The sequence below is a fragment of the Imperialibacter sp. genome, assembly GCF_048007035.1.
Classification (GTDB): Bacteria; Bacteroidota; Bacteroidia; order Cytophagales; family Cyclobacteriaceae; genus Imperialibacter.
In genome coordinates this window covers 69,121-95,496 of record NZ_CP180355.1, presented here as the reverse complement: position 1 = coordinate 95,496, position 26,376 = coordinate 69,121, and the positions used below count along the sequence as shown (strand labels likewise).

The 26,376-nt window shown below is 46.9% G+C and carries 23 protein-coding genes; 11 read left to right on the top strand and 12 right to left on the bottom strand.

All coding sequences use genetic code 11. From position 1 onward, the window contains the following. Nucleotides 1–23: 23 nt before the first annotated feature. A complete protein-coding gene (locus tag ACMVP2_RS00415) occupies nucleotides 24–1,769 on the bottom strand; it encodes an OstA-like protein (protein ID WP_416866250.1) in 1,746 nt (581 codons plus the stop codon). A 93-nt stretch (nucleotides 1,770–1,862) separates the two neighbouring features. Here ACMVP2_RS00415 and tilS point away from each other — a divergent pair, with 93 nt between their 5' ends. The 3 genes from tilS to mdh all read left to right on the top strand — a co-directional run bounded on the left by tilS (nucleotide 1,863) and on the right by mdh (nucleotide 4,781). Then, complete coding sequence (tilS, locus tag ACMVP2_RS00410) at nucleotides 1,863–3,200, top strand: tRNA lysidine(34) synthetase TilS (protein WP_416866249.1); 1,338 nt, start codon at nucleotides 1,863–1,865, stop codon at nucleotides 3,198–3,200. Then, on the top strand, nucleotides 3,194–3,727 hold the full coding sequence (locus tag ACMVP2_RS00405; RefSeq protein ID WP_317487063.1) for a cyclic nucleotide-binding domain-containing protein: 534 nt from the start codon (nucleotides 3,194–3,196) through the stop codon (nucleotides 3,725–3,727). The genes tilS and ACMVP2_RS00405 overlap by 7 nt, the downstream gene beginning before the upstream one ends. Before the next feature lie 127 nt (nucleotides 3,728–3,854). Continuing rightward, nucleotides 3,855–4,781 carry a malate dehydrogenase gene (mdh, locus tag ACMVP2_RS00400; RefSeq protein WP_317487062.1) on the top strand — a complete coding sequence of 309 codons (927 nt, stop codon included), beginning with the start codon at nucleotides 3,855–3,857 and terminating at the stop codon, nucleotides 4,779–4,781. Between the two features lie 80 nt (nucleotides 4,782–4,861). On the opposite strand, the gene tpx is transcribed toward mdh, so the two are convergent. Beyond that, the gene (gene tpx, locus ACMVP2_RS00395; protein ID WP_339795420.1) at nucleotides 4,862–5,362 is read right to left on the bottom strand and encodes a thiol peroxidase; all 501 of its coding nucleotides are present in this window, start codon (nucleotides 5,360–5,362) and stop codon (nucleotides 4,862–4,864) included. Nucleotides 5,363–5,627: 265 nt separating this feature from the next. Here tpx and ACMVP2_RS00390 point away from each other — a divergent pair, with 265 nt between their 5' ends. Both ACMVP2_RS00390 and ACMVP2_RS00385 read left to right on the top strand, forming a co-directional pair. Further along, entirely contained in the window at nucleotides 5,628–7,841 is a 2,214-nt protein-coding gene (locus ACMVP2_RS00390) for a M28 family metallopeptidase (protein WP_416866248.1), read from the top strand. A 142-nt stretch (nucleotides 7,842–7,983) separates the two neighbouring features. Further along, on the top strand, nucleotides 7,984–9,495 hold the full coding sequence (locus ACMVP2_RS00385; RefSeq protein WP_339795314.1) for an FMN-binding glutamate synthase family protein: 1,512 nt from the start codon (nucleotides 7,984–7,986) through the stop codon (nucleotides 9,493–9,495). Between the two features lie 15 nt (nucleotides 9,496–9,510). On the opposite strand, the gene ACMVP2_RS00380 is transcribed toward ACMVP2_RS00385, so the two are convergent. Next, nucleotides 9,511–10,524: an esterase-like activity of phytase family protein gene (locus ACMVP2_RS00380; RefSeq protein WP_416866247.1), complete on the bottom strand. Its 1,014-nt coding sequence runs from the start codon at nucleotides 10,522–10,524 to the stop codon at nucleotides 9,511–9,513. A gap of 28 nt (nucleotides 10,525–10,552) precedes the next feature. After that, nucleotides 10,553–12,409: a cation:proton antiporter gene (locus tag ACMVP2_RS00375; protein ID WP_416866246.1), complete on the bottom strand. Its 1,857-nt coding sequence runs from the start codon at nucleotides 12,407–12,409 to the stop codon at nucleotides 10,553–10,555. A 318-nt stretch (nucleotides 12,410–12,727) separates the two neighbouring features. Between ACMVP2_RS00375 and ACMVP2_RS00370 the strand changes: the two genes are divergently transcribed. Next, complete coding sequence (locus ACMVP2_RS00370) at nucleotides 12,728–13,882, top strand: DUF819 domain-containing protein (protein WP_339793739.1); 1,155 nt, start codon at nucleotides 12,728–12,730, stop codon at nucleotides 13,880–13,882. Between the two features lie 10 nt (nucleotides 13,883–13,892). On the opposite strand, the gene ACMVP2_RS00365 is transcribed toward ACMVP2_RS00370, so the two are convergent. Beyond that, nucleotides 13,893–14,681, bottom strand: a complete 789-nt coding sequence (locus ACMVP2_RS00365; protein ID WP_416866245.1) for a polysaccharide deacetylase family protein — start codon at nucleotides 14,679–14,681, stop codon at nucleotides 13,893–13,895. A 218-nt stretch (nucleotides 14,682–14,899) separates the two neighbouring features. Between ACMVP2_RS00365 and ACMVP2_RS00360 the strand changes: the two genes are divergently transcribed. Together ACMVP2_RS00360 and ACMVP2_RS00355 are read left to right on the top strand one after the other, a co-directional pair. After that, nucleotides 14,900–15,799, top strand: a complete 900-nt coding sequence (locus tag ACMVP2_RS00360; RefSeq protein WP_416866244.1) for a DnaJ C-terminal domain-containing protein — start codon at nucleotides 14,900–14,902, stop codon at nucleotides 15,797–15,799. Further along, nucleotides 15,796–16,089, top strand: a complete 294-nt coding sequence (locus ACMVP2_RS00355; RefSeq protein ID WP_339793733.1) for a chaperone modulator CbpM — start codon at nucleotides 15,796–15,798, stop codon at nucleotides 16,087–16,089. The genes ACMVP2_RS00360 and ACMVP2_RS00355 overlap by 4 nt, the downstream gene beginning before the upstream one ends. On the opposite strand, the gene ACMVP2_RS00350 is transcribed toward ACMVP2_RS00355, so the two are convergent. The 4 genes from ACMVP2_RS00350 to ACMVP2_RS00335 form a co-directional block, all read right to left on the bottom strand. Beyond that, nucleotides 16,090–18,192, bottom strand: a complete 2,103-nt coding sequence (locus ACMVP2_RS00350; RefSeq protein WP_416866243.1) for a pyrroloquinoline quinone-dependent dehydrogenase — start codon at nucleotides 18,190–18,192, stop codon at nucleotides 16,090–16,092. Nucleotides 18,193–18,298: 106 nt separating this feature from the next. Further along, nucleotides 18,299–18,622: a TfoX/Sxy family protein gene (locus ACMVP2_RS00345; protein ID WP_339793729.1), complete on the bottom strand. Its 324-nt coding sequence runs from the start codon at nucleotides 18,620–18,622 to the stop codon at nucleotides 18,299–18,301. 223 nt (nucleotides 18,623–18,845) lie between these two features. After that, a complete protein-coding gene (locus ACMVP2_RS00340; RefSeq protein ID WP_339793727.1) occupies nucleotides 18,846–19,574 on the bottom strand; it encodes a carbon-nitrogen hydrolase family protein in 729 nt (242 codons plus the stop codon). 3 nt (nucleotides 19,575–19,577) lie between these two features. Next, a complete protein-coding gene (locus ACMVP2_RS00335; protein WP_339793725.1) occupies nucleotides 19,578–19,859 on the bottom strand; it encodes a VF530 family protein in 282 nt (93 codons plus the stop codon). A gap of 327 nt (nucleotides 19,860–20,186) precedes the next feature. Between ACMVP2_RS00335 and ACMVP2_RS00330 the strand changes: the two genes are divergently transcribed. Together ACMVP2_RS00330 and ACMVP2_RS00325 are read left to right on the top strand one after the other, a co-directional pair. Beyond that, entirely contained in the window at nucleotides 20,187–20,549 is a 363-nt protein-coding gene (locus tag ACMVP2_RS00330) for a PadR family transcriptional regulator (RefSeq protein ID WP_416866242.1), read from the top strand. Next, entirely contained in the window at nucleotides 20,546–21,157 is a 612-nt protein-coding gene (locus ACMVP2_RS00325; RefSeq protein ID WP_416866241.1) for a hypothetical protein, read from the top strand. Before ACMVP2_RS00330 ends, ACMVP2_RS00325 begins: the two co-directional genes overlap by 4 nt. A gap of 80 nt (nucleotides 21,158–21,237) precedes the next feature. Here ACMVP2_RS00325 and ACMVP2_RS00320 read toward each other — a convergent pair whose 3' ends face one another. From ACMVP2_RS00320 to ACMVP2_RS00310, 3 genes are all read right to left on the bottom strand, one after another. Continuing rightward, nucleotides 21,238–23,649, bottom strand: a complete 2,412-nt coding sequence (locus tag ACMVP2_RS00320; RefSeq protein WP_416866240.1) for a TonB-dependent receptor domain-containing protein — start codon at nucleotides 23,647–23,649, stop codon at nucleotides 21,238–21,240. Between the two features lie 102 nt (nucleotides 23,650–23,751). After that, nucleotides 23,752–25,038, bottom strand: a complete 1,287-nt coding sequence (locus ACMVP2_RS00315) for a sensor histidine kinase (RefSeq protein ID WP_416866239.1) — start codon at nucleotides 25,036–25,038, stop codon at nucleotides 23,752–23,754. Continuing rightward, nucleotides 25,035–25,709, bottom strand: a complete 675-nt coding sequence (locus ACMVP2_RS00310; protein ID WP_416866238.1) for a response regulator transcription factor — start codon at nucleotides 25,707–25,709, stop codon at nucleotides 25,035–25,037. Before ACMVP2_RS00310 ends, ACMVP2_RS00315 begins: the two co-directional genes overlap by 4 nt. Before the next feature lie 156 nt (nucleotides 25,710–25,865). Between ACMVP2_RS00310 and ACMVP2_RS00305 the strand changes: the two genes are divergently transcribed. After that, the gene (locus ACMVP2_RS00305) at nucleotides 25,866–26,333 is read left to right on the top strand and encodes a PepSY-like domain-containing protein (protein ID WP_416866237.1); all 468 of its coding nucleotides are present in this window, start codon (nucleotides 25,866–25,868) and stop codon (nucleotides 26,331–26,333) included. Nucleotides 26,334–26,376 lie beyond the last annotated feature (43 nt).

Below are 26,376 nucleotides of genomic sequence, written 5' to 3'. Positions count from 1 at the left end.
GTGATGGTCAGCTAATTACCAATCTATTGTTGGCTGTTTTCTTTCTTTTTGACACCAGATGTGCCGTTAAGGTTGGGTTTTTTTGTTGGAACGGCCGTTTTAGAGGGTAGGGTGCCGCTTGCTTTATTTGGTGAACCTCCCGCCGCACCTTTGGCAGCACCGGAAGTTGCACTCAATCCACTTTTTTGGACAGGTTTTGAAAGAGAAGGTTTCTTGATCGGATTGCCCAAACTATCGGTTGCGACTTCTTCCGGAGGAACAGGGCTAAGCACCTGCTGGAGTGTTGGCCGCTCACTTGCCCGCCAGGCAAACCCACCCAGCTTTGTGAGTTCAGGCGTGATCTCGTGAGGAGGGTAAAAAGTGGCCTCCGGTTTCATATAGAACGAAATATTGTTCAGCTCATTTCCTTTGAACCGCATGGTGATGTTACTGCACAATATCCGGTTCATGCCCATCAGCAAACTGTCGCCATCGCTCAGCACAAAGTATATGCTCTCTCCGTTGCCGTTTACATCCACTCTCTTGATAGCATTATCGGCAAAGTAAGCCCTCATGTTCCTGCCCTTTACCTGGTTAAACTGCTTGAGGGTGTCTTGCGAGACAATGAATGCATCTTTTTGCATGTACATTTCGTCAACCACGTTGTTTTTCAAATACAAACTGATCGTGTCAGACTCTATTTGGTTTTTGAAATTCCACAACACCGGATCGAAATAATAAGTGATAACAGAATCGGCAATAAAGTAGGCAAGCGAATCAGCTTTCCCCTGCAAATTAGACCTGAACATTCTCACATGGTTGTAAGCCAGTATTCTCTTCAGGGAGTCAACATTATCTTCTATAGAAATAAGTGTGTCAGCAGCCAGGTAAAAGGTGTCCGCCTGCATCATTTTTTTCATGACTGGGTTGCCGAATACTTTTGATAATCCTTTGTTTCTCCAGTAAACTCCCTTTTCGCCAGTGATGATGACATCATTGTTTTTTGCTGTCATTTTCACATTACCAGTGGCCGTGTAGTACTTGTTGATGTCGTCAAAAAACAGCTCGTCTCCCTCCAGAATATAGTCTCTGGTGTCTATTTGTCCTTTGATAAATGAAGACTGCTCGGGAATGGTTTTGAACTCACCACCTTTCGAATACAGCATGGTGCTGTCGGAGGTGATGATTTCCGTACGCCCATCGGTGATGGCAATTTTGGTAATGGTATTGTACCTCAGTGTGTCGGAATGTAATGTGTACTCCGGGCTTAACAGCTCGACCTTGCCGTAGAAAGTGGCCCGGTCTTCAAAGCCATAGAAATAGCCCCGGCGGCTTGAAAGTGTGTTATTCAAATCTACCAGCTTACCATTATTAAAGTAGTTGGCCACTCGGGTGTCCAGTTCGTAGTCCAGAAAGTCGGTGTAAAGCCTGTTCTCGCCGCTGGTATACACCACATTTTCCCGCATCTGCGCCTTTCTGGTGTTACCGTCGTAAAAGAGCTTGTTGCCGGTAATGGTCACTGTATCGTTGTCAACAATTCTTACGTGCCCAAAAGCCTCCATGGAGTTGCCGGATTTTAGCATCACCGCTGAGTCGCAGTAGATGATGGTGTTTTTCTGTGAGAAGGTCACATTTTCCCACAGCTTTTCATAAGAGCCAGCTTTGTCTCTCACCACCATGCCATGCTCTGCCTTGTACTTAAGCTTCTCCTTGCGCTGCGCCTGGGCGAGATGCGAGATACCCAGCAGGAAGAGAAGGGGTATGAGTATTTGAAAAGAGAATTGCCTCATTGTTTTTGTTAGTCCGTGGCAAAAATAGAGAAAGAACCTTTACTTGCGTAAAGTTCCTCTAGCTGCTTAAACGGCAGGGCCATCAAATGCGGTATGGATATCGAAAAAAAACTCCATGAATTAAGAATTTTTATCGGGAAGCATGGTCTTTTTGGTGCAAAGGAAAAGATTTTGCTGGCGATCAGTGGAGGAGTAGATTCGGTGGTGATGGGGAGGTTAATGGTGGCGCTTGGACAGCCTTTCGGTGTTGTGCACTGCAACTTTAAGTTGAGAGGCGAAGCTTCCGATGGCGACGAGGCCTTTGTAAAGCAATTGGCCAATGAATGGAAGGTGCAATTTTTTTCGACCTCTTTTGATACCATAGCTTTTGCAGAGGAAAACGGCCTGTCGATTCAAATGGCGGCCAGGGAGCTTAGGTACGGATATTTTTCAACACTAAGTGCGCAACAAGGTAATGCCAAAATTGCCACGGCACACCACGTCAATGATGCGCTGGAAACCATTTTGCTCAACCTCACACATGGGACTGGTTTTCGGGGGCTTTCTGGTATCACACCGGCCAGGGACCATTTTGTAAGGCCTATGCTGGCATTTACGGGCGAAGAAATAAGAGAAATAGCCGGTGCACTGGCCCTGAAGTGGAGAGAGGATGCCTCGAATGCCAAAGATGACTACGAGCGAAACAAGCTGCGACACCGTGTAGTGCCGGTGTTGGAAGAACTAAATCCTTCTCTCGGGGCTACTCTGAAGGACACGCTGGTCAGGCTTTGGACCACTGACGCTGCCATCAAGGGTGGACTTGAAGTCTGGCAGGCCAGCCATGTGGTGGAAAAGGAAGGTTACACCGAAGTAGCACTGAAGGGAGCCGGAGAGCATTTGATGTTTTACCTCTATGAGTACCTGAAGGCTAAAACCTCGCTGCCCTACAAGTCTTTCAAGCAATTGGAAGCGAGTATTGGAGAAGGCACTTCCGGCAAACTTTTTTTCACCGATACCCATCAGATCAACCTGGACCGGGGTCGGCTTATCATAAGCAGGACAGGTGAGGACGAAGGTGAAGAGCCGATCTTTGTTGACGCAAATGACAAGGAGGTGGTATTTCAGTTCGGAAAGCTTAGCTGCCAAACGTTGGCAATGCCAGTCGCCATTGATCGGTCGGAGGGTGTAGCTTTGCTGGATGCCGACTGCCTGCGGTTTCCTCTGGAGCTTCGGCGCTGGAGAGAAGGAGACAGCTTTGTGCCACTGGGTATGAGCGGCCAAAAAAAGATCAGCGATTTTATGATTGATGCCAAAATTCCAGTAAACTTGAAAAGCAGGGTATATGTCCTGTTGTCCGGCGGCGAAGTGGTCTGGGTGGTTGGCAAAAGAATTGATGACCGATGTAAGATTACTGCTGCCACAAGCAGGGTGTACAAACTAAGTGTATGTTAAAGAGCATATTGAATCCATTTAGAAAGTCTTATAACTCAGAGGAACTCAACCTTTTTGGCTTTTTACAAAAAGTGAGGCTGTTCGAAAGATTGAGCTATGAGGAGATGGCCTTGTTTGTGCCTTACCTGTACCTGAGGCAGTATAAAAATGAGGAAGCTGTTTTTTTTAGGGGAGACCCCAGCCATGCCCTTTACATCATTAAGAGTGGGGAGATAGCGCTGAACATCGACGTGAAGGATAAATTCGAGGAGCTGTCACGGATCTATCCAGGAGATGCGTTTGGAGACAATACTGTGATTGAAAATGCCACCAGAATTTTCACCTCCGTTGTAGTGAGCGACAATGCCGAACTTTATGTGATTCCGCAAGTAAACTTATTGCAGATCATGAATGATAACACGGTGATCAGGGCTAAGGTGATGACCTCATTTGCTGAGATTTACAATGCCTATTCTGCTAACCTTGTGAAGTCTTACCGAAATCACTTCGGCTTTTTTGACCTGAGCCTGGCCTACAAAAGGCGCTAAATATTTGCCGCACATATTTGTTGGCTACCGGGCAGGTCAATTAGTCAAAAGCTTGTTCGAATAATAGCTTGTATTTTATAGCTTTGTCCCGATTATTAAATGGTTCAACTCCTAAAAAAATAGACATATGAAAATTACCGTTGTTGGCGCTGGAAACGTGGGGGCCAGTGTAGCTGAATACGCAGCCATGAAAGAACTGGCTGACGAAATTGTGATCCTCGATATCAAGGAAGGCTTTGCAGAAGGCAAGGCAATGGATCTCAACCAATGTGCAACCCTCAATGGATTCAACTCGAGAATCATTGGTACTACTGGTGACTATAGCAAAACAGCCGGATCGAAAGTAGTAGTGATCACGTCAGGTATCCCAAGAAAGCCAGGCATGACCCGTGAAGAGTTGATCGGCACCAACGCTGGCATTGTTAAGTCAGTAACTGAAAATGTACTCAAGCACTCTCCAGAGGCTATCATTGTGGTGATCAGCAACCCTATGGATACGATGACCTATCTTGCTGTTAAAACAAGCGGTATACCTAAGAATCGCATCATTGGTATGGGTGGTACGTTGGACAGTGCCCGTTTCCGTTACAGGTTGGCTGAAGCGCTTAACTGCAATGCTAATGACGTGCAGGGTGTTGTAGTTGGCGGACATGGCGATACCACCATGATTCCTTTGACTCGCCTGGCCACTTATAATTCAACTCCTGTATCCAACTATCTGTCGGCAGAGAAGCTTGAAGAAGTGTCGAAAGCTACGATGGTGGGTGGTGCCACATTGACTGGCCTACTGGGTACTTCGGCATGGTACGCTCCGGGAGCCTCGGGAGCAGCTGTGATCGAGGCCATTGTGCGTGACCAGAAAAAATTAATGAGCGCTTCCGTGTATCTGGATGGCGAATATGGTCAAAAAGATATCTGCGTAGGTGTGCCTGTGATCATTGGCAAAAACGGATGGGAGAAAGTAGTTGACTTCAAGCTCAACGCTGAAGAAAAGACCAAGTTTGAGGCCAGCGCAGCAGCTGTTCGCAATATGAACAATGCTTTGGAGCTATAAGGAGTCAAAAAGCTCATATAAAAAGGCACCGGAGAATTATCTCTGGTGCCTTTTTTATGACCATTCTGGTCTCCAATAGTTTAAATCGCCTTCAGCGCACCTTCGTAATCTGGCTCCTGACCGATTTCTGGCACAAGTTCAGTATGGGCTACCCTGCCTGTTTCGTCTATCACCACGACAGCTCTTGCGTCGAGCCCCTGGAACCGGCCGTCGATTATTTCTACTCCATAGGCTTTGCCGAAAGCGTTGCCGTCTCTGAAGTTAGACAGCGTGATGACGTTGTCCAGCCCCTCAGCGCCACAAAACCTCTTGGCGGCAAATGGCAAGTCTTTGCTAATACACAAAACGACTGTATTGTCGAATGATGATGCTTCTTTGTTGAACTTTCTGATCGAGGTGGCACAAACCCTGGTATCTACGCTGGGGAAGATATTAAGGATCACTTTCTTTCCTTTGAAGTCAGACAAAGATGCCTCCGACATATCTGCTTTTACCAATTTAAAATTTGGTGCTGAAGACCCTACTACAGGAAGTTCGCCAATAGTGGTGCATGGATTTCCACCCAATGTAATTCTAGCCATTTGAATATTTTGTTAACGGTTTATGTGAATAACTAAATAATGAATGCTTTGTTAGAATACCGAGACGAAGCAGGAATAATTCCCCTTGTTAAGTAATAATCTAAGGGGAGGTGAGGATCAACAATACGATCAGATCGATGGGATATGTACGCTTAATTTAGAACAGTATGGATTCTTAACCTGCCACTCTTCAAGCAATATTTCCTTCATTGTACAAGGCGGCTTTCTCAGGTTATTTTCTTTCTATATTAAAGAAAAAAAACGAATGAGGAGACTTACTACTTTTTTATCCCTTGTGGCTCTGGGCGTGTCGATGACAGGCGCCTTTGCGCAAGACAAAGCCATTATGGGCTTCAAAGATCCGGCTTCTGAGCTGGAACTGGAGAAAAAATTTGATCAGCAATTGAAGGCTGAAAACCTCGATCAGTGGTTAAAACGCATGTCATCGAGGCCTCACCACGTGGGGTCGCCCTTTGATAAGGACAATGCCGATTTTATGGCTGCGATGTTTAAATCGTGGGGCTACGATGCTGAGGTGGTGAGCTACGATGTGCTGTTCCCCACCCCCAGGGTGAGGCTACTGGAAATGACTGGGCCTACTCGTTTCAAAGCGGGGCTTGTGGAGCCAGCGCTGAAAGAAGATGCCACTTCCGGGCAGACTAAGGAGCAATTGCCAGTGTACAATGCCTACTCTGCCGACGGCGATGTGACTGCCGAGCTGGTCTATGTCAACTACGGCGTGCCAGCCGATTACGAAGAGCTTGAGAAAGCCGGTATAGATGTAAAGGGCAAGATTGTGATAGCCAAATACTATGGCTCATGGAGGGGCATCAAACCGAAGCTGGCGGCCGAAAAAGGAGCTATTGGCTGTATCATCTATTCTGACCCGGCTGACGATGGCTATGTTCAAGGCGATGTGTACCCTGAAGGGCCTTACAGAAGCGAGCATGGTGCTCAGCGTGGTTCAGTCATGGATATGCCGCTGTACCCAGGAGACCCTTTGACGCCAGGAGTCGGTGCAACGAAAGACGCAAAAAGGCTCGATATCAAGACGGCGCCTACATTGACTAAAATTCCCGTGATTCCGATCTCATATGGTGATGCAAAGCCGCTGCTGGATGCCCTGGGAGGCCCTGTAGCGCCGGCTTCCTGGAGAGGTGGCCTGCCAATCACGTATCACATAGGTCCGGGCCCGGCAAAGGTTCACCTGAAACTTGAATTCAACTGGGATATCAAGCCGGCCTACAATGTAATTGCCAAAATGAAGGGCAGCGAATTTCCCGATCAGTGGGTGATTCGTGGCAACCACCACGATGCGTGGGTAAATGGTGCTGCCGACCCAGTCAGTGGTATGGTGGCGTTGATGGAAGAGGCCAGGGCTGTTGCTGAGCTGACCAAAACAGGATGGAAACCCAAAAGAACGCTGGTTTATTGCGGCTGGGATGCCGAAGAACCGGGCTTAATCGGTTCAACTGAATGGGCTGAAGATCATGCTGCAGAGCTGAAGGAAAAGGCGGTTGCCTATATCAATACAGACGGTAATGGGAGAGGGTTCCTCTTTGCGGGTGGTTCTCATACGCTCGAAGAGCTGGTAGGAGAGGTGGCCGCTTCTGTCACCGACCCGCAAAAGGGAGTGACGCTGGCAGAGAGAAGAAAGGCATTTGACATTGTGAACTCAGGCAACCCTGACCACAAAGGGTTTCAAATAAGCGCATTAGGATCAGGCTCCGACTTCACGCCGTTTATTCAGCATTTAGGCATTGCGTCACTCAACGTTGGCTTTGGCGGTGAAAGCGGCGGCGGAGAATATCATTCTATTTACGATTCGTATGACCACTATTCGAGGTTCCAGGACCCCGGGATGGTGTACGGTGTAGTGCTGGCGCAAGTTTGCGGCCGCTTGACCATGAGGCTTGCCAATGCTGATATTCTTCCTTTTGAGTTCGATCATTTCTACAGCACCGTCGCTACCTATGCCGATGAGGTGATGAAGCTGCCCGAGCAAATGAGGGAGAAAGCAGACAAAATTAACGGTATGCTGAAGGCAAATTATTACGACCTGGCCGCCGATCCCAAACAGCCTAACTACAAGCCTCTGCCACCTAAAGAAGTGCCTTACCTTAACTTCAGCCCCCTGCAAACCTCACTTGCAACACTGAAAGAAAAGGCCGCTACTGTGGAAGGCTTGCTCAAAGCGGGAAGCATAGCACCTGCCAATTGGGCAAAAGTTAATGAGTTACTCTATCGCTCGGAGAGAACATTAATTGATGAGAGCGGACTGCCCAGAAGAGATTGGTTTAAGCACGAGATTTATGCGCCAGGTTTTTACACAGGATATGGCGTAAAAACGCTTCCTGGTGTGAGAGAAGCTATAGAGCAAGAGGAGTGGGCAGAAGCTCAGGAAGAGATAATCACTTTGGCTGCAACGCTTGACAAGTTCAACAGCCATCTCGATAAGATCATTGCGGCTGCAAAGTAATTGCCCCCCGGCAGCATCCTCGCCATAGGATGCTGCCGGATTAATGTGGGAAACCACAATTTTTGAAATATTATTTGGCTAGCTCCGTGAAATCTCCCTAAAGATTTCAATCTTTAAGAATTTACTACCAACCCTAGTCAGTATGAGACACCTTTTCTACAGGTCCATTGTTATCTCTGTTCTTTTTATTGGCATTGTTAGCTACTTCTGGCCCCCTATGTTGTGGGCTTTCATTGTGATTGGTCCTCTGATTTTTGTGGGACTCATGAATCGGATTCAGAAGAGCCACACCATTCTTCGCAACTTTCCTATCCTGGGGTATTTTCGCTACTTGTTTGAGCTTATCTCTCCTGAAATTCAGCAGTATTTCATTGAGAAGTCAACTGATGGAAAGCCATTTAGCCGCAATCACCGTGCGCTGGTGTATCGCAGGGCCAAAAATGTTAACGCCACCCATCCATTTGGTACTCAGCTGAACATCAACGATGAGAACTACGAAGGCATCAGGCACTCGATATATGCCACAGAGCCTGTGAAGGAATTTCCGAGGGTAGATATTGGAAGCAAATTTTGCAAACAACCCTATAGTGCTTCGGTGCTCAATATCTCAGCGATGAGCTTCGGGTCGCTGAGCAAGAACGCCATCCTTGCTCTGAACAAGGGCGCTAAAAAGGGCAACTTCTATCACAATACAGGAGAGGGTGGTCTTTCTCACTATCACCTTGAGGGCGGAGGCGACATCACCTGGCAGATAGGAACAGGGTACTTTGGTTGTCGCACACACGATGGAGACTTTGACCCGGACGAATTCAAGAAGAAGGCTGCTACTCCTCAGGTGAAAATGATCGAGATCAAGCTTTCGCAAGGTGCCAAGCCTGGGCATGGTGGAGTGTTGCCCGGATCAAAGAATACCGAGGAGATTGCAAAGATCAGAGGAGTGAAGCCGCACACCACTATTATTTCACCCCCTAGCCATAAGAAATTTAGCAATGCCAAAGGACTGGTTCATTTTATTGCTGAGCTACGGGAGCTTTCAGGCGGAAAACCTATTGGCTTCAAGCTTTGCGTGGGCCGGACTGAAGAGTTCATTGAACTATGCAAGGAAATGAAGGAAGAAGGTGTTTGGCCCGATTTCATCACCGTTGATGGTGCAGAAGGCGGGACGGGAGCAGCTCCGCTTGAGTTCTCCGACTCAGTGGGCATTCCGCTTGAGCCTGCACTGATATTTGTGCACAGCACATTGAAAAAGTTCGGGCTGAGAGAAGAGGTCAGGGTGATTGCCAGCGGCAAGGTGCTGACAGCTTTTTCGATTCTGCGGATGAAAGCGCTTGGAGCAGATATCTGCAATTCTGCCAGGGCGTTTATGTTCAGCATCGGTTGCATTCAGGCGCTGCGTTGTAATACGAACGATTGCCCCACCGGAGTGGCCACCCAGGATGGGGAGTTGGTGAAAGGCCTTGTGGTGAGCGACAAAGCTGAAAGAGTCTATAATTTTCATCACAATACAATTGAGGCGGTACTCGAATTGTTAGGGGCCTGCGGCTGCAAGCACACTGAGGAAATCAACATTAGCATGTTTGTGAAAGGTGACGAAATGGTGGCCCTTACTAACCGCTACTTCCCGGATTCAGTGTTGAACAGGGTTGACGAGTAAGGAAGAGGATGAAAGCTACAACTTAGCCACCTTCAGAGCTACCAGCTGAGTAGGCGTGCCGTTGCCCTTGTTCCCGAAGTTGTTGTCCGAAACCAGCAACAAGTATTGGCCATCGGGGGTGAATGTAGCGCCCTCAATATTGTTCACTTTGTAAGGTTGGCCACCCAGCTTCAGATCCTGGGTGAAGGAGAATATTTTTTCAGGCACCAGCACCGGATCTCCTGACTGCGGACAGTCGGAGTCGTTGTTGTTGGACGGCTCGATCAACGTAATCTTGTAAATATTTACCTCATTTCGATCCTCTGCTTTCAGGTAGTCCCGCTCTATCACCAGCAATTCATAGTCGCTTAGGGCCACCAAAGAGCTAATGCCATTTCCCTTGGTATCCCATTGCATTCGATACCAGTATGTTTTGGTGCTATGATCTCCCAGTGAGTACTCAAGAATTGGCAAGATACTCCTGCAGCCACTCGTTGGCAGTGCCCTTTCCATAGCAAGAAAAAGCTTCTTGTGATCGGGGCTGATGGTAAGCCCCTCAAAGCCGCTATTGTCGTACATTTCCCCATAGTATTTGGCAGGCAGGTCTTTGATGTTTTGGAGTTTTCCTGAAGCGTCGGTTTGCCAAACAAGCGTCTTTTCCACATTGTCAATATCCCTCTCGTCGGATACAAACATCCTGGATCCCGCCAGCGCCATTCCTTCACCACGAATTTGGCTTTCCGCCAGATAGTGTAAGTCTTTGTAAACGATGCGCTGGCCTTTTATAGGGTCAATGGTAAATGTGTAGTACCGGGCTGGAAGGCCATCGGACAGTAGATAGTAGTCACTTTCGTGCCCCGAATAGGTAATAGCAGAAATGCCTCCGAAGGGCTTTTCCTGGCCTTCAAAAACACCCGATGTATCGAACGGAATTTCAATAAAGAATGAGCGTTGAGTATCGAAAGATATTTGTGCTTGCGCCCATTTCGGGATAATAAAACAAAGAATAAAGAAAGCTATGGAGCCTATGCGCCGACGGGTTAATTTCATCGCTCCAATTTATATATATCGATATCGATTATTCCAATTTTTTACGAAATTCTTCCAGCGCATGGGTGTTGCCAATCACGGTAATTACGTCGCCCAACAATAACTGTGTGTCCCCATGCGGAATGAAAATCTCATTGTTTCGACGGAACATCACCAGAGACCCCGAGGGAGGGAAGGCTATTCTTTTTACTTTTTCTCGGTCGTGTTCCGAATTGCTCATAAGGATCTCTTCCACCCTGTACAACCCAAAACTTTCCGAAAAGGCTTCGTATGAGTCCGGCCTCATGATCAGGTTCTCCACATGGCTGGCAAGCGTGTCTTCAATGTTCACCAGCTTCACTCCCGAAGTCTCACCGAAGAGTGGCGAGTGCTTGTCCTTTGTAAGCGTAATGACTTTTTTGTGATTTAGTTCTTGCTCCAGATACAAAGCCAGGTTTTTGTTCATGGCAAATGAATCGGTTAAAACAACAACCTGGTCGGTGGGTCTTATCTTCAGCTTGCGCAGGTAATAGGTGTCCAGATTAGGTACATAGGCTGCCTGAATTCCTTTTTCCTTTAAGGTATCTACATCTTCTGCGGTTGTTACCACTGTAAAGAGGTTCAGTCCATGCAGTTTCAAGCGCTCGGCCAGCAGAAGACTTGCCTTGCTGCCGCCAAACAAATACAAATTGAAATTGACTTCGCCCTCGCTGTGCAGCAACTTATAGAGCATTGGTGCCAACACGGATGCAAGGATAGAAGCGGCTACTATGCCTGAGTTTGTAGATTGGCTGATTACGCCAAGCGAGAGCCCTATTTGAGCAGTGGCTATGCTCAGCCCCATTCTCGATGACAACAGCAGACCACCTGAAAGTGCCTTTTTCCACCCAAATATTTTTGCCATGGCAAAGGCTGGCAACACCTGAGTGATAAAGAAGCCGGCCAAAATGGACAAGGTTAATGGGATTGACCTTTGAAACTCGCTAAGGGCAGATATGTCGAGATTGACACCCACCATCACAAAGAAAATGGGAATAAAAAACCCATAGCTCATGCCGTCAAGCTTAAACATGAGGGCGGATCGCTGCTTGTTCAAAAACATTGAGAGGAGAGAGCCTGCAAAGAAGGCGCCCAATACCAGTTCTGTTTTGATAAGGTAGGCCACCACCACAAATGACAGCAGCAGGGCAACGGTACCACGAATTCTGATTTGGGAAGCGGCGTGTTCAAGGGTGTAAAGCAATTTTTGAAAGGTGCGTATTCCAATCAGCCATCTTCCGGCTTTGTAAGCAACGAAGAAAACCACAAAGATGACCAAGAAAAGAAGGAGCTCAGATTCAAACCCATTCTTCAAAATTCCTGAATAAATTGAAATCAGAATAATGCTCATGATGGTGGCAATGGCCCCGACCATCAAGATGATTTTTCCAAATTTTCGACTGAGCTCGCCGTCGGCTTTAATAATAGGGACAATAACGCTTAGTGCTACTGTAGGAAGAAGCAGGGAGAAGAAAACGATGTCGGTGCCGAAGAAAAAATGCAGAAGCCAGGAAAATGGTACGGCGAACAAGAGCGATCCCGTGTAGATGGTGATGGCCAGCAACATTGAATTGCTCACCAAATCGATTTTTCTAATTTTTTTTGGGAGCGAACGGTAGATTTCTCCAAGGTCGATTTCGAGCCCGGAAAGAAATATCAGGAATAGAAAGCCCGAGTAAGCAAGAAACCGCATGTAGGGAGTTTCTTCAATCCAGTCAAGCACGTAGGGGCCAATGATAACGCCCACAATGATCTCAACAATGACCGCCGGGATTTTGGTCACCCGCCCCCAGGTCAATGCCATTGGCACCAGCCAGGCTACTACCATGATTATAAACAGGGGAAGGTAATTAATGCTGTTTTCCATAATGAAGGTTGACTTTTGGGTTAGGTCGACCCCCAATATAACAACCACAGACTGTAATCAGAATTATCCCGGCCCGAAATCGGCGGCAGGGTTGGTGGTGGCATACGAATATGCTTTTTTCTTCAGGCGTCCCAATAGGGAGCCTTTTCGCTTTTATGACACCAGGAAGATTAAGCGTTTTATGAAGTTATTAGAGATGCGCTGCATAAAAATGCTCATTGCTGTTGCTTTTATTTGGTCAGTGACCAGCACAATAAAGTGTTTCATTTCAGGTCAGTTTCTGCTACTTTTCTTTTTGGTGCAATAAATCAACTCTGCATGTCAAATCCTTTGTGGGTGCTTACCGTCCTTGTCGTCAACATACTGATCAGTGAATGGCTTGAAAACCATACTTTCCTCAAACACCTGGGTACCACGCTGCTTGTTATTATCCTTACTGCAGTTGTGGCTAATTTGGGAATCATTCCGTCCGCTACTGAATCGTCGGTTGTTTACGAAGGTATTTTCACCTTTATCGCCCCACTTTCTGTGTTCTTTTTGCTACTGGATGTAAGATTGGTTGATTTGAAAAAGGCTGGCCTGCCCATGCTCAGCATGTTTCTTCTGGGGGCTGTTGGCACAAGCCTGGGAGCGCTGATGGCCATTTGGATCGTGAACGGGCCGTTGGTTTTTGGAGAGCATTATAAGGCGCTTGCGGGCATGATGACCGGCACTTATATAGGGGGAAGCCTCAATTTCAATGCGATTGCTTTGCATTATGGAGTAATGAAAGAGGGTGGTTTATATGCAGGAACTGTTGCAGTTGACAATATCCTTACTGCGACATGGATGGTGGCTACCTTGCTTTTACCACGCCTGCTTGGAAGAATATGGAAGAGGGTGGGCACCCGTGCCTCGGTCAGAGACATTGAAGAGAAACTACCTGAAGAAAGGGAAATGGTTTCTATCTGGTCTTTGGCGGTACTAATGGCATTGGGTGGCGGAACTTTGCTGCTTGCTGACTGGCTGACTACGGCGTTGAATGAGGCCTATGGATGGAATTTTCCCTCCATTCTGATAGTAACAACTATAGCTCTTTTGCTGGCACAGTTCAAAGTTATCAGAGAATTGCAGGGCAGTCGTCTGCTTGGCCTGTTCACAGTGTATTTGTTTTTGGCTGTTATTGGGGCTTTTTGTGAGTTGGCCGCCCTCAAAGGAATAGGTGAGCTGGCGATTTACATTGGTCTTTTTACGTTGATTATTGTGACAGTGCATGGTCTGGTTATTTTTGGTGTAGGTGGTGGACTGCTTCGGCAGGATTGGAATGTCGTGGCCATTGCCTCTCAGGCTAATGTAGGAGGGCCTTCTTCAGCAATGGCACTTGCCAAAAGTTTGAACAGAGAAGACCTGCTTTTGCCTTCGATTGTCATTGGATCTCTCGGAACCGGCTTGGGAACCTATGTTGGCTTTCTGGTAGCCGAGGTGCTGCTATAATGGGCTTGCGCTAGTTCCTGAGAGGCAGATTGTAGTCAGGAGAGAGCTTCTTTTTGGCTTCCGTCACATTTATGTAGCGTTCAAGTCCTTTCATCGAAAGTACACTAAAGGCGTTGTCTGAAAAGTATTGAAGGTATTCTTTAAAGAGTGTCGGCGGCGTATCTACCCAGGGGTGTTCTATGTCCGGCACGCCATGAATGGTCAGCACTACAATTTTCCCATCTTTGGCCTGAGCAAGCGCCTGCATGATCTCTTCTTTATTTGTGCTGTCTGTGGCCCAGCTGGGAACCAGCAAGGGGTGATCCTTCAGCGGGTCGTATGGCCGGCCACCGCCAGCACGGGCAAAGGCATAGCCCTGTTCGTCAAGTGTGTTAACGACCAACGGACTGAGGCTGTAGCCCGGATAGGCAAAGTTAGCTGGTTTGGCTATTTTCAGGGAATCACACTTGGCTTCAATATAGATAAGCTCTTGAATCAATTGAGGTTTGGTGAGGCTGGCCACTTTGGCATGCGACCGGGTGTGGCTGGCGATCTCAAAACCCATGTAGTCGAGCTCTCTGATCTGCCTCCAGTTCATATAAAGTGAGCTGTCGCTGTAGTTGGGGGGAAATTCGCAGACGAAAAAAGTAGCATCAAAGCCGTATTGCTGAAGCAGGGGAGCCACTACCGAATACTGGCTTGCCGGGGCATCATCAAACGTCAGCACCACTGTTTTGTCAGGTATGGCTAGCCTGAGTATCTGGGCCCGAGCCATCATGCAGCAAAAAATAGTAATTATTGTCACTGAAAGTCTTAGCATAAATTCGGTTTGAAACTTTACCTTCTAAGGTAACAAATAATGGGTTTGGGTGGCCACGTCAAGTTTTTAAAACCGCAGAGGAATGGAATTTACAATAAGGTTGTTTATGCGAAATACGGGCTGATAAGAATCCGGCTTTGCATTGACTCTGGTCATAAAAATAATAGCCGGGACGCCCGATAATTGTGATATAAGAGGTCAATTATACCACCACAAACATGGCGTTTATAGACTATTATCAATTGCTTGGGGTCGATAAAGGAGCGAGTGAAAAGGAAATAAAAAATGCCTATCGCAAGCTGGCCAGGAAATACCATCCTGACATTAACCCCAATGACAAAGAGGCGGAACGGAAGTTCAAGGAGGTGAATGAAGCGAACGAGGTGCTGAGTAATCCGGAGAACCGTAAGAAATACGATGCTTATGGCAAGGATTGGAAGCATGCGGAAGAGTTTGACAAGGCGAAAGCGCAACAGCAGCAGCAGAGGAGAGGAAGTACTTACCAGCAGGCTGCGGGAGGTTTTGGCGGTGAGGATTATTCCGACTTTTTCGAATCTATGTTCGGGGGTGGTGCTGGTAGGGCAGGCGGGCGCAGTGTGAAATTCAAAGGACAAGACTATCACGCTGAGTTACATTTGCGGTTAAGCGATGTGTTCAATACGCAGAAGCAGACATTGACCGTTAATGGCAAGAAAATAAGACTGACAATCCCCGCTGGCGTTAAAGACGGGCAGGTGATCAAGATCAAAGGTCATGGCGGTGATGGAATGAATGGTGGGCCAAAAGGCGACCTCTACATCACCTTTGCTATTACCAACGATACCAAATTCAAACTTGATGGTGACAACCTCTACTCCACAGTGGACCTCGATTTGTACACAGCGATGCTGGGCGGGGAAATCACCATTGATACGTTCGATGGAAAAGTGAAATTGAAGGTGCAGCCAGAAACCCAAAACGGATCGAAGGTGAAACTGAAAGGAAAGGGCTTTCCTGTCTACAAAAAAGAGGGAGCGTTTGGCGACTTGTATGTGACTTATCAGATTTCCATACCTACGAACCTGACTAGCAAAGAGAAGGAATTGTTGGGCGAACTTGCTAAATTGAGAAAACCATGAAAACCGATACCCACATACCAATAGAAACGCTTTGCGAGCACTATAAAGTGGAGACTACCTTCTTTATTAACCTGGGAGAAATTGGCTTGATTGAGATAGTGACGCTTGAGCAAACGCAGTACATTCATGAAGATCAGATGAATGCCGTCGAAAAGATGATCCGCATGCATCATGAGCTGGATGTCAACATAGAGGGCATTGACATCGTATTCAATTTGCTGAACAAGATTGAGGCGCTACAGACTGAACTCAGCCAGGTAAGGAGTCGACTGAAGCTGTATGAAGACTAGCTAGTCTGGCAAGGCAAAAGCGACGTACCTGTCTCCGGAACGACTTCTCAGCTTGCCACCACCGCAGGCAATCACCAGGTATTGCTTTCCATTTACTGAGTAAGTGGATGGCGAAGCATAGCCTGCCGCCAGAAGAGTGGTTTCCCAAACGAGTTCACCAGTCAGTTTATCAAACGCCCGAAATTTCTGATCAGGAGTGGCGGCGATGAAAATAAGGTCGCCGGTAACCAGCGGCCCGCCGTAGTTGTCGGTGCCTGTTGGTGGAATTCCCTGCTTACTTAGTGTAGGGAATTCACCCAATGGCACTTGCCATTTCCTTTTACCAGAGGCAAGATCAATTGCTGTCAATGTACCCCAGGGTGGCGTGTTCACAGGGTAGCCGTCCTCCGAGTACCACCGGTTATAGCCAGTATGTTTGTAAGGCGAAGTGCGGGAGTCGGTTGAGGCTGTCAGGGTCACATCGCCAATGCCCATGATGTAGTCGGCAATGGCTTTCTTTTCAGCGCTGCTCAATTGAGTAAAAGCAGGCATCATTCCACGGCCTCGCTCTATGATGCTGTATGCTTCATCGGCAGTTCTTCGCTTGTTAAAATCTTTGAGCGACGGATAGGCACCACTATGGTCGCCAGTCATGTCGTTGCCATGGCAGGAGCCACAATGAATTTGATACAAGATGCTGGAGGAGGTCAATACCTGCTGCCGGGGTGCGTTGGTAAGCGAAGAGTATACCGGTACTTCCTTGGCAGGCACATACATTACGCCTTCAGGATCAACCGCCGCACCACCCCACTGACCGCCTCCGTCAGTGCCGGGGAAGAAGATGGTTCGTTGTTCAGTCAGGGGGATATAGGCCTGCCCTGTTTTTGCTTCGCCGAGTTGCCGGAGAATCTCCTCCCGGTCAGGGGCATCGGTTCGCACATCAGCCGACGTGAATGACTGTCTGGTAAAGGGTTCGGGCAGCCTGGGGAAGGGCTGCGTAGGGCTCACTTGCTCACCTGGCATACCAGCTGTAAGCATAGCTCTTTCTTCTATCGGGAACACCGGCTCCCCTGTGAGGCGATTGAAGACGAAAACATAGCCCTGCTTGGTAATTTGCGCAACAGCAGGTATTTGTTCACCGTCCTTTTCCAGTGTGATCAGGTTGGGTGGAGCGGGGAGGTCTCTGTCCCAAATGTCATGGTGCATGGTCTGAAAATGCCAGATGCGCTCACCTGTTCTTGCATTGAGGGCGAGGAGACAATTGGCAAAGAGATTGTCGCCTGCCCGGTCGCCGCCATAAAAATCAAATGCAGCCGAACCTGTGGGGACGTACACTATTTCATTTTCCCTATCGATGGCCATGCCCATCCAGGAGTTGGCACCACCTGTATTTTGCCTGGCGTTAGGTGGCCAGGTATCGCTGCCAAATTCACCGTTTTCCGGAATCGTTTTGAAAGTCCAGGTCAGCTCACCGGTGTGAACGTCAAAAGCCCGCACGTCGCCTAGCAAGGCTGCAGAGTTTTCCTGCACACGGGCACCAGTAATCAACAGATTTTCGAAGATGACGCCGGGTGTGTTGTACACGACGTAATCGTCGGCAGTTGGGCGCTCCAGGCCTTGCTTCAGGTCGATTTTTCCGTTGTCTCCAAAGGAAGAAATCGGCTTTCCCGTGTTTGCGTCGAGGCAGTAGAGCAAGTGCCCGTAGCCAAAGAAAATCCTTTTTCCAGTTTCATCCGACTGATAGGTAACGCCCCGGCTTGTCATGGAGAAGGTTTTGTCTGTAAAACTGGTCTTCCACAGTTCCTTTCCAGTGGCCGCATCAAGCGCAAAAGCCTGCGATCCCGCCGAAACGCCGTAGAGTATGCCATCGATGATGATGGGGTTGCACTGAATCTGCGTTTGATTTTTGGTGGTGTCAGCGCCACCTGAGCTGTATTCCCATGCCTTTTCCAGGCGACTGACGTTTGCTTTGTTGAATTGGGTTAGATCAGAGTAGTGATTCCGATCGGGGCCACCGTTATATTCGGGCCAGTTGGTTTCACTTGATGAACATCCAAAACACAGAAGCAAGGCGAGTAGATAAGCTATCCGGCATAAGGAGAGTTCCGTGGTGCTTTTATTCATAAAGAGAAAGATACAAAGGAGTCGGAAAAGTTGGAATCCTTTTGTGTCAAGCATGGCAACATAAGCTAACTGGATTTATGAGAGTCATGAAACTTTAGCTTCTATGTCACTTTGTATGGGCGATTATTTTGGTCACTAAGTCGACAAGCTCTTTCTGATCTTCTAATATGCTTTCGGGGATGGAGTAGTAAGGCATTTTGCTGTGTTGGCTAGCTCCGGCTTTGACAAGGGTGTTTTTAAGTGCTTCGTTCACTTTCACAAAACACTGGCCTTTGGAGTCAACAATGCCAAACATGGCGGATTCATGAAATATACCATGGCCGCCAAACATTTTCTTAACGGTGATCCCTTCAATGGAGAATAATTTCTCTACCAGCCATTCTGCAGAACTAGCTGATTCCTTTGTTATTTTATCTCCTTTGACGCCCATTGAGTGTGAGGTTGGTTGTATACCTAAAGATACGAAATTGAATGGGATGGTCTAATCCGCTCACTGCGTGTGCATATTTAGTAGCCATACAGGCTTTCCTGGCAATAGGCAGGTCAAAATTTTTGTAGCAAAGAGAGTTTCTGGAGCCGTTCGTCGCAACTATGGACGATAACAGGAGAAAGACTGTCCGGACTACTTTCTACAAAATGATTGTCTGGTTCAGCTAGTAGAACTCTTTCGCCTCTACTTCCAGTGTTTCCGCATCAACTATCAATAGTCCCTCACAGTCAGAATCCAATTGTCTCACAAGTTTTCCTTTGCTATCCCAAATGGCCGACCCGCCAGCTCCAACGAAGTCATCGCTTGGCCCCACCGAATTGGCCATTAGTGCAGTCATGCCATACTTTGTAGCTATCTCAGCTAAGGTCTTGTGGGCCATTTCCACTCCTTTGGCAGATTTAGCTACGCTAGCCAGATAAACGGTTCCGCCATTTTTGGCTGCGGTGGCTGCATGCTCAGGCACTGATATTTCGTAGCAAATGGCCAGCTCAATGCCGGTTCCTTTGATTCTCGTGCTGTCGTTTTCGCCACTAACGAAAAATGGCTCTTCATCGGCATGCAGGTATTTTTTGGAATAGGTTTGCCTGGGTGCGTGGGGGTGGAAAATAACCATTGTGATGTTGATTCCGCCTTCTTTTATCATTGGAATGCCCAGACCAATGATAATCTCGTGTTGATCAGCCATATGCTGGAAAGCGCTAAGCCTGGGATCACCCGGACTCATTGCGAGTTCTTTTGCCAGGTGCGGCTCATAGCCGGTAATCGACAACTCAGGAAAAACGAGGACGTTTCCTTTTTCCTCAACAGCCAAATGGATCAGCTTCTTGTGTTGCGCAATATTGGCCGCAATGTCACCTTTTAATGGTCGGGTTTGCGCTACACAAATCCTCATTTCTCATCTGGTTTTTTTGATAACACGCAGGTAAAGTTGTTCTACTTTCTCTCTCGCCCAAGGTGTCTTTCTTAAAAATGCCAGGCTGGATTTAATAGAAGGATCGTAGTTAAAACAGCGAATATTGATTTTTTTACCCAGTTCCTCCCAGCCAAGCTTAGCCACCAGTTCTTCCAGAATAGCATCCAACCTTACCCCATGGAGTGGGTTGTTTTGCTGTTCTGAATTGGAGAGTTTTGTCACCCTTCCAGCCAGACCACCTTTTCTTGGATCTTTACTTATCATCTGTTTTTTACCTGGTTTTCGATTCTATGCGGTGATAAAGTTAATGATTCCTTGCCATTGACAATCCACATTCACAGGTGCCTCACTAATTACCAGGCTGGAAAGGAATGTCAAGTCATGCCTATACAATCGTGGGAGCATGGTCAAATTAACCAATTTAGGAGGTCGGTAGTATACATTCTGCTGTCCCAGGGGCTGGTATTTTCTTCGAGGGGCTATTTCGGTTGATGAAAGCTTCAGTAAGGCAGACAGCTAAATAGTTGCTGTGTGACAAACCCTTGTTCAAAAGATAAATTTATACCTCTAGTTTTGATATATCATATATCTATGTATTATTGTGCTATGTATTCAAAAGAGCTATTGAAAGGCACCATTGACATGATCATTTTGAGGCTACTCAGCGAGCATGGCAGAATGTACGGTTACGAAATTTGTCAAAAGGTAAAGGAATTAACCGGCGGTAAAATTCTATTGAAAGACGGTTCACTGTATCCGGCCCTTCACAAAATGCTTGTCGACGGCACGGTGACTACGGAAGAAGTGAGCATAGGGAAGCGGGTCAGAAAGTATTACACGCTCACCCAAAAAGGAAATGAAGCCAAGAAGGAAAAGGTATCGCAGTTGATGGACTTTTTGAAGACTATTGAGAGCATCATGTTTGAACCAGAGAGTAAACCGGCCAGCGCATGATTACCGATGACCAAATAGACTTTATTACGAATAAAGTGAAGGAAAGTAGCATTTCCAGCAAAGAAGTGCAGGATGATCTTATCGACCATTTTTATTGCCTCATAGAAGAAGACATGGGTGAGGGGATGTCATTTGAGGTTGCCTATCAAAAGGCGTTTCAGCAAACCACACCGAATGGTTTTGATGAAATACAGGAGGAGGTATTCTTTGTTCTCAATTTTAATAAAATCACTAATATGAAACGAATTACTTATCTAACCGGATTCATTTCCACATTGGGACTTACATTGTCCGTCGTGTTCAAATCGTTGCATTTGCCGGGTGCTTCTATTTTGCTGTTCGGCAGTATTATAGTTACCGCATTTTTGTTTGCGCCTCTCCTTTTAGTAAGCCATTTGAAGAGTAACGGGACTTATTCGCCGTCTGAAAGAATAAAATGGATAGTAGGCGCTGCGGGCTTTATGATGCTTGCACTTGGCAGCATTCTCAATATGCTTCATTTAGAAGGTTCAGGGGCGGTGCTAATTAGCGGAGGCTTTCTTTTTGGATTCGGCTTCCTGCCTTTTCTTTTTTACACATTGTATAAGCGATCCATTGAGGCCGTCTAGCAAAAAAAATAGACTTGCTGCTGAAACGAAGATGATAATATATTATAAAGCGCTCTATCGTCACACACTGTGTTATTTTTCTAAAACTTATAACTATAACCCACTCTCACCACCTGGGTTTCGTAGTAGTCAGTAGCTATATACTTAAATCCATCGCCCTGAATCTCCCGCTTGACTCTCATGGTGTTCAGCAGGTCGGTAGCATTGGCATATAGTTCGCCTCTTCCTTGCTGCATGGACTTCTTTATGCCCAAATCCAGCGAAAAGCGGGTGCCGATGGTTCCCTGCGGGATAATGTCAGGGGCCAGGTAAGTGCCGCTCAGCTGAATATCCACTTGCTTTGCCAGGTGAAAGACGCTATTGAGCTTTACGTTACCAGAAAGGATTTCCTGCCGGGCAGCTGTGAACACATTCACTTCAGGATAGAGGTTGGTTACCGTAAAGGCTTCGATGATATTTTGGTAACCATTTACACTAAAGTTGATTGTAGCCCATTTGTCAAGGCTTTGCGAAAGAAGGATTTCAAAGCCGGTATTGTAGCTTTTGCCAGCATTTTGGAAAATGTTGTAGATAAGTACGCTGCCCGGCACAATGCTTCCAATGCGGGTGATGGTGGCATCCATCTGCTTATGGTAAACAGATGAGTACAAATAGCCCGTATTCCAGCTGCCCTTGTGGCCTAGCTCGTAGTTGGTGGTAAACTGTGGCCGAAGCCCCGGGTTACCCACTTTGATGATTTCAGCGTCGTCGTATTTGGGGAAGATCCTGATGTCGACCTCGTTGGGCCTGTCTACCCGGCGATTAAAGAATACCGACAGTTTGTTGTTCTCGTTGAGCTTGTAGGCCAGGCGCACGTTGGGAAAGGGCTGGGTGTAGTTGTAACCGCTTGTTTTGTACGTGGGGTGATCCGGGTTCACCTTGTAGTCAATCTTCACATGCTCCACCCGCACGCCAGCTTCCACCTCATACTTTTCATTTTCGAAGACGTAGTTGCCATACACGGCGGGAATTAGCTCGCCGTAATTGGCCCAGCCGCCAGCCGCTGAGTCGATAGGGGAGTTCAACCCCGGAAAGAACTGCATGTTGGTAGGGATCGTCCGCCTGCGAAACTTAAGACCTGTTTCAAAGCGGCCGTATTGCAGGGGCTGCACGTAGTCGAGGTTGAAATCGGCCACATGCTCATCAGAAATGAGTTTGAACGCATCTCTTCCGGTAGACTCAGGCAAGATATTATCGAAGAAGTACTGCTCGTTTTCCCGGTGGTAGGTGTAGTTGAAGCCGATATTGAGCAAGCGACCAGGCTGCTTGTATTTGTGCTGATAGGCTGCCGTAGCCATCACTGTAGTTTTAAGCTCATCTTCCAAAAACTGCCATAGTCTGTAACGATTGCTGAGGTCTCCCTCGAAGAAAGGCTCATCGCCCCGATCAAGGATTTTTTCGCTGCTTAAAAACCCAGAGAAGGTGAGGCTGTTGGCATCGTCGATACTCCAGTCCATGCCGGTTTTGCCTGAGAAAAGGTTGGTGTCTCTGTTGCGTTTCGTTTGATTGTAAATCACCGTTCCGTCGTCGTAGGTCCTGGTGACAAACTCGTTTTTATTGAGTGTATGGGTATATAAGTTATCGGCCTGCAGAAAGGTATTGACCTTATTCTTCTTGTAATTAAGTGAGATGGAAGGATTGATCTTTGGCGTGGCCTGGTATTGCGGCCGAATGGTGGGCAGGTTCTCGTTTTTGACCCAAAGTGCCCCCAGGCCTGAAGAAACGCCAACCTTTCCGTTGAAGCCTTCCTGCTTGTCTTTTTTATAAATGATGTTGATAATGCCTGCATTGCCATTGGCGTCGTACTTGGAGGAGGGATTGTTGATGATTTCGATTTTCTCGATGGCCGATGCTGGCAAGTTATCCAGTCCCGATTGTGAGCCGAAACCCGTCAGTGCCGTTTGTTTTCCATCAATCAGCACTGCCACCCGGTCATTGCCTCTCAAAAGTACTTTTCCATCCTGCACAGTTACTCCCGGCAGGTTTTGCATGGCCTGAAGCACGGAGCCACCGGCCTGGCTAACGTTGTCGGCTACAGTGAATGTTTTTTTGTCGAGCGATTCACTAACGGCATCTTGCTGACCGGTGACAACCACTTCGCTTAACGTTTCTACGTCCTCCTCCAAAGTGATGGGCGCTACCTCTAAAAACTTGCTTAAGCTACCCACAAACAGTGGTTGTTTTAGGGGTTTAAAGCCAACATAAGAGGCTTCCAATACATATTTTCCTGGTTTCACACCGGTAAGCACGAATAGCCCTTCGTCGTTGGTGATCGTGCCTGACACAAACGCACTGTCTGTCTCAGTTTTCAGCACGACGCTAACATAAGCCAGTGCCGATTGTGATTTGTTGTCTTTTATTGATCCTGATACTGTGATTGTACCGTTTTGGGCTGAGAGCACCATTGGTATCAACAATGAAATACTAAGGACAAGGTTTTTAATGTGCTTCATTTTACTAGGAGACTTTTTATCGGTTGATTTCATCAAGGTGTCAGGAATTTCCGATCACCTTTGAGGCAAAGTTGCCAGTCGAATTTGTAGAAATTCTGAATTTCAAAATGTGGCTGAAAAGACATGGAGCCCTTCTTTAAAATCATAGCGAATATCCCAACTGTATCGTTGACAAATTTCTTTCACAATAGAAAGCCCCAGACCACTGGTGGGATTTTCCGGAGAGGCATTTCCAAACCGTTGGAAAAGGCGCTCCTCCTTTAACGGCTTGCCGCCAGAATTCGAGATCGTTAATACACCACCGGTAAGTACTATGGCGACAGTTCCCCCAGACACATTGTGGCGAATGGCGTTGACCAGCAAGTTGGTGAGCACTATTTCCACTAGGTACTTGTTCCCGTTCACCATTGTGTAACGATCAATCTTCAGGCTGATGGTGATATCCTTTGCTTCTGCCTGGTCAGCTAACAAGCCGGTGGTTTCATTGAGCAACTCTCCCAAATCTATGGGGTGACTTTCGTCAAACTGCTGATTTTCCAGTTTGGCCAACAGTAGTAGATTTTTGTTGATCCTGGAAACCCGGGAGAGGGGAGAGTTAAGCGAAGAAATTTTCTCGTATTGTGCCTCAGAAAGGGTGTTGTCCTGAAGCAGTATATCGAGTTTTGACTTTAGTACTGCCAGCGGTGTTTGAAGTTCATGCGAGGCGTTTTCCGAAAACTCCTTTTGACGGAGATAAACTGACGCATTGTTATGAATCAATTGCTTCATCACTGTCTGCAGTTCTTCAAACTCCTCGATATCAGTTTTTTCAAAAATAACTTCTGTTTGTTTATTCAAGTCGAAGTTTCGCAACTTGTCAAGCGTTTTTCTAAATGGGAGCCAAACCTGTCCGGAGATTCTTCTATTCAGTAGAATAAAGCCAAGTATAAGAAAGCCAAAGAACAGGAAAGTGATCAATGCAATGGCAAGCAATGTTTCGTCAACTTCTTCCACATTGGTTTCTATCGTCAGCTTGTATGGCCTTCCATAGATGTTGAGGTAAGTTTGTAAGCCTCTGAACCTGTCTATTTCGCCATCTTCTGAATAAATATTGAGCTTCGAGACTGTGTAGATACTGTCTTCCCTGGCTTCACCAGGCTGAGCGGCAGAGATGGTAGTGCCTGGCTGAACGCTGTTCCACACTTTGAGGGTTTGCGCAAGTGTTTGTTCGTCGATGTCAATATTGTTTAACCCCTGCTCCATTCTGGTTCTGACTATTTCATTGTGCTCATCGAGCTCATTGAGCCAGATATAATCCACCACCAGGTAATAGGCGGGAATGCTGCACGCCAGAATGAACAGGGCGTACAAGGTGAATATTTTGAGGGGTTTGTCCAGCAGCTTGCTCATCCTTCCCATTTGTAGCCAGTTCCGTATACTGTTTTCAGGTGGTTATCGCAATGTACCTCATTGAGTTTCTTTTTCAGGTTTTTGATGTGAGCGTAGACAAAATCATGATTATCGAGCATGTCGGCCAGGTCGCCGGAAAGATGTTCTGCCAAGGCACTTTTGGAGATCACACGATTTTTATTGCCTACAAAAAAAAGTAGAAGGTCAAACTCCTTTTTCGTTAGGTTAATAGCTTGGTTGCCCGCTTTCACAGTTTTGCCGAGGAGGTCAATTTCCAGCTCATTTTGTCTTACCGTATTGCTGTTACCAAACTGCTTTCTCCTGATAATCGAGTACACTCGTGCAGAAAGCTCTGACAGATAGAACGGTTTGGCCAGGTAGTCGTCGGCACCTAATTGCAGGCCTTTCACTTTGTCGTCGATGGCATTTTTGGCGGAGATAATAATCACGCCCTCCTGCTTGTTCTGTTTTTTCAGCGACTCCAGTATCTCCAGGCCGCTTCCACCGGGCAGCATTAGATCCAGCAGGATGCAGTCGTAGCTAAAGCTTTCTATTTTATCCATTGCCTGATCGAAAGTGGCCGCATGCTCACACAGGTAGCTTTCCCCCGACAGATAGTCAGCGATGTTTTGTGCCAGTTCTTGCTCGTCTTCAATGATCAGGATTTTCATTGCCGCAAAGTAACCATTGAATTCTGAATAAATCTTGAAGGAGTGCTTTCGCCATGGCTTCCAAAATTTTTCCCATGCTGATACTCAATTCAAAATTTCTACAGAATCGTGATGCTACTTTGAGCCCTAACTTGTAAACCTCATAAAATTAAATGTATGAAAAAGCTAGAAACATTTTCGGTAATGATACTTGCTCTCGTAATGGCATCGTGCGAGGCTAACGATAAGCAACCGTCTGCCGCAGTAAAAGCTGCTTTTGAAAAGAAATTTGCTTCAGCTACTGACGTAGAGTGGGAAATGGAAACCGACACTGAGTGGGAAGCCGAGTTCGAACTTGACGGAAATGACTATTCAGCCAACTTCAGTGCGGAAGGAGTGTGGATGGAGACAGAACATGAAATAGAAGAGGCCGAGGTGCCTGCTGCGGTGAAAAATGCTATTGACTCCGCTTTTGCAGGGTATATGATAGAAGCGATAGAAATGACGGAAAGTCCTACAGGCACCGCTTATGAATTTGTGTTGGAGAAAGGCTTGTCAGATATGGAAGTAGTGATTTCCCCGGCAGGTAAAGTTCTAAAAACTGAGACAATCAAAGAGGGAGATGTGGATGATGACGGAGAATAAGTGAACGACAGGTCAACTCCCGGAAAAACCAACTGCTCAATGG